This is a genomic window from Microcoleus sp. OTE_8_concoct_300 (assembly GCF_031383065.1).
Classification (GTDB): domain Bacteria; phylum Cyanobacteriota; class Cyanobacteriia; order Cyanobacteriales; family Microcoleaceae; genus Microcoleus.
Window position 1 is genome coordinate 1 of record NZ_JANMZH010000156.1, and the last position, 3,185, is coordinate 3,185.

Sequence of the window (3,185 nt, forward strand, 5' to 3'; positions counted from 1 at the left end):
AGTCATTAGTCATTAGTCATTAGTCATTAGTCATTAGTCATTAGTCATTAGTCATTAGTCATTAGTCATTAGTCATTAGTCATTAGTCATTAGTCATTAGTCATTAGTCATTAGTCATTAGTCAACAGTCATTCGTAACAAATAACAAATGCCAGCAAATGAACCCAAAGAATACGATGCAGTTTTGGGCGGTAAAAATCCACCTTTAATTCATGCTGCTGTCTTGGGCGGCATAGCACGAGTCAAGCAGCGTTTAGCAAGCCCCTCGGCTGAAGCAAGGCTGGCAGCACTTGCAGATGCCATAAAATACGGAGATGCAGGTTTAGAAGCAGTAACTGCTGTTTTGGACGATGCTGACGAGCGGGTGCGAGCTACTGCTGCTGCAATATTGGCCAGGGAAGAACAAATAAGTTTGCTCAAAAAAGATGCGTCGATTTGGAATAAATGGAGAGTGCAAAATCTACTTTTATTGGGTGGCTTTGTAGAGTTGAGTTGGGGAGATTTTAGCGGAGTTAATTTGGCAAAAGCCAACCTGAGAGAGTCAAACTTAGTAGGAGCGAACTTTGCATCTGCCAACCTGCGAGGCGCAAAAATATTTAAAAGTAACTTGGCAGTAACTAATCTCAAAAATGCTGATTTGACCGAAGCTAACCTGAGCCGCTCTAATCTCAGCGGCGCTGATTTGCAAGCAGCTAATCTCAGTTTAGCCAACCTCCGCTCGGTGAATTTTCGCGATGCTAATTTATCTCAAAGCATTTTGAAAAAAGCTAAACTCTGCGGGGCGGATTTGAGCGGGGCAGATTTGACGGGTGCTGATTTGAGCGGGGCGGATTTGAGTGGGGCTAACCTGGGCGGCGTGAATTTTGCCAGAGCAAATCTGGCAGGGATTAAACTAATTAGATCTAATTTTAACGGCGGGAATTTTAAAGGGTTGGTTTTGGCAGGAGCTAATTTGCGGTGGAGTAAATTTGCAGGAGCTTGTTTTATGGGAGCTAATTTGCGCGGTGCTAATTTAGAGAGAACGGATTTGACAAATACTGATTTTTTTCAAGCATATCTTACTGGAGCCAACCTTTGCGATGCTGATTTTAATAAAGCTACTTTGGCTGGTGCTAATCTGAGCGATGCTGTTGTGAAAAGAGCAAATTTCTTGAACGCATATCTCAGCGGAGCTAATTTTAAGGGAGCTAATTTGAGCTGGTCTATTATGAAAAAAGCTAATATCGATAATCGGGGGATTTTTGCGGAGGCTAATTGCAGCGGATGTAGCTGGATTTGATATTCTTTACAGCCATAAAAATTGAAAATGAATAAACTGCAGCGCTGTTTTGTTTGCAAGGAGAGTTTTCAAGAGCAACATTTTTTTTACCGGGGTTTGTGTTTGAAGTGCGGCGAACTTAATTTGACCAAACGCAACCAAACTCCTAATTTGCATGGGTTATTTGCTTTGGTGACGGGAGCGAGAGTGAAAATTGGGTATGCTGTAACTTTGAGGTTGTTGAGAGCTGGTGCTGCTGTAATTTGTACTACTCGTTTTGCTCGGGATGCTGCTAGGAGATATGCTAAAGAAGCGGATTTTGCCCAGTGGTGCGATCGCCTGCAAGTTTATGAGTTAGATTTGCGGTATATTGCGGGCGTTGAGCGATTTGCAGAACACCTCGTCTGCTGCTATCCGCGAATTGACATTATTATCAATAATGCGGCTCAAACAATTCGCCGCCCCCTGAATTTTACCAGCATTTGATGGATTTTGAATCTCTGCCTTTGGAGGCTTTGCCTGCTGAGATTCAGCCGCTATTGGCGCGATCCTCTTCGAGGGCTTCGCTAACGCACTTTTTGACAGACAATATTTCTGAGGATATCCCCAAATCTCTCACAGACTCTGTTCCAAATCGCAACAGTGAAATCCCCACGGTTTTTAACTTGGATCGAGAGAATCAATTATCACATTCATCTGATTTTAGTTTGTTTCCGCCCGGAATGTACGATCGCGACGGACAACAAGTGGATTTGCGCTCTTTCAACAGTTGGCTGATGAAGGATGATGAGGTGAGCATTTTGGAAATGTTGGAAGTTCACGTTATTAATGCGATCGCTCCTTTTGCGCTTAACAGCAGGCTCAAACGGCTGATGAAAAAATTTCCTGAAGCTGGCAAATATATTGTCAATGTTTCTTCAAAAGAAGGGCAATTTAACAGTGACAAACCTTGGCGACATCCGCATACAAATATGGCAAAAGCATCGTTGAACATGATGACTCGCACCTGCGCTTCAGAGTATGCCAAACACAAAATTTTTATGAATGCTGTCGATCCGGGATGGATTAGTTTTCAGCACCCTTACCCTCAAGTTTTAGCAATGCAGCAACGCGGCGTACAACCTCCCTTTGATGCTGTCGATGCCGCCGCGCGCATTTGCGATCCAATTTATTCTGGAGTAAATGAAAGACGCTATTTTTATGGTAAATTATTTAAAGATTATGCTGAGTCGCAGTGGTAACAGTCATTTAATATTTTTATGGATATTTCCACTTTCCACCATTGGTATCAACTTAAGACTAAATTCCTTTCATACTCTCGCTTATATCTAAGTCTCGATCGCCTCGCATCCCCCTTAATAAGGGGGACGAAAGAGAGTTCTTGCATCCCCCTTAGTAAGGGGGAGTAGGCGGCAAGAATCAGGGGGGGGGAGCGAGACTGAGCTACAAGCGAGATATATAATTTAAAATTAATATTGGGTTTGATGTCAAAATTTTGCATGGAAAATGTATAATAAAATGGGGCAGTGTAGCTTAATGGTAAAGCGGTCGCTCAGCAGGCGAGAGACAACCGTTTGATTCGGTTCGCTGCCACCAGCAACGTAGTTTAAGTCAGGAACCTCAGCCTAAAGGCATGAGGCTTGAAAGAGAAATCTAACAAGTCATCCTGACCAGCCTAAGTCTTTATTGACTACGTTTTTTGAGTCACGATACCGGAGAATGCGAAGCTAGTTCTCCGCTCTATCGCTTGCAACTAAACAGTCTTAAGGTCACGCTCGACAGTGTTGCTAGCCGGCGCAAGCTCACTAAACATTGGCGAAGTACAGACGACCTGGCAGGTCGTCTCTTCTACCCCAGAAATGGGAGTTTGAGGCAACCATACCTCACGCCTTGGGGCAACCATACCCCTCCACCCCGCGAGGGGATT

General features: G+C 43.8%; 3 protein-coding genes and 1 tRNA gene. All 4 read left to right on the plus strand.

The window, feature by feature from the left end; translation table 11 throughout:
- Window positions 1-148 precede the first annotated feature (148 nt).
- The 4 genes from ACUVJL_RS07590 to ACUVJL_RS07605 all read left to right on the plus strand — a co-directional run bounded on the left by ACUVJL_RS07590 (window position 149) and on the right by ACUVJL_RS07605 (window position 2,854).
- Entirely contained in the window at window positions 149-1,279 is a 1,131-nt protein-coding gene (locus ACUVJL_RS07590; protein ID WP_445245293.1) for a pentapeptide repeat-containing protein, read from the plus strand.
- Between the two features lie 27 nt (window positions 1,280-1,306).
- Entirely contained in the window at window positions 1,307-1,744 is a 438-nt protein-coding gene (locus tag ACUVJL_RS07595; protein WP_445245294.1) for an SDR family NAD(P)-dependent oxidoreductase, read from the plus strand.
- Window positions 1,744-2,499, plus strand: a complete 756-nt coding sequence (locus ACUVJL_RS07600; protein ID WP_445245295.1) for an SDR family oxidoreductase — start codon at window positions 1,744-1,746, stop codon at window positions 2,497-2,499. The genes ACUVJL_RS07595 and ACUVJL_RS07600 overlap by 1 nt, the downstream gene beginning before the upstream one ends.
- A gap of 281 nt (window positions 2,500-2,780) precedes the next feature.
- Window positions 2,781-2,854: transfer RNA gene (locus tag ACUVJL_RS07605), tRNA-Ala, on the plus strand.
- The last annotated feature ends 331 nt before the right edge of the window (window positions 2,855-3,185 follow it).

What these genes read in the sequence shown, in the direction of transcription:
- ACUVJL_RS07595 (WP_445245294.1), top strand. Translation starts at nt 1,307, where the DNA reads ATGAATAAACTGCAGCGCTGTTTTGTTTGCAAGGAGAGTTTTCAAGAG.
- ACUVJL_RS07600 (WP_445245295.1), top strand. Translation starts at nt 1,744, where the DNA reads ATGGATTTTGAATCTCTGCCTTTGGAGGCTTTGCCTGCTGAGATTCAG.
- ACUVJL_RS07590 (WP_445245293.1), top strand. Translation starts at nt 149, where the DNA reads ATGCCAGCAAATGAACCCAAAGAATACGATGCAGTTTTGGGCGGTAAA.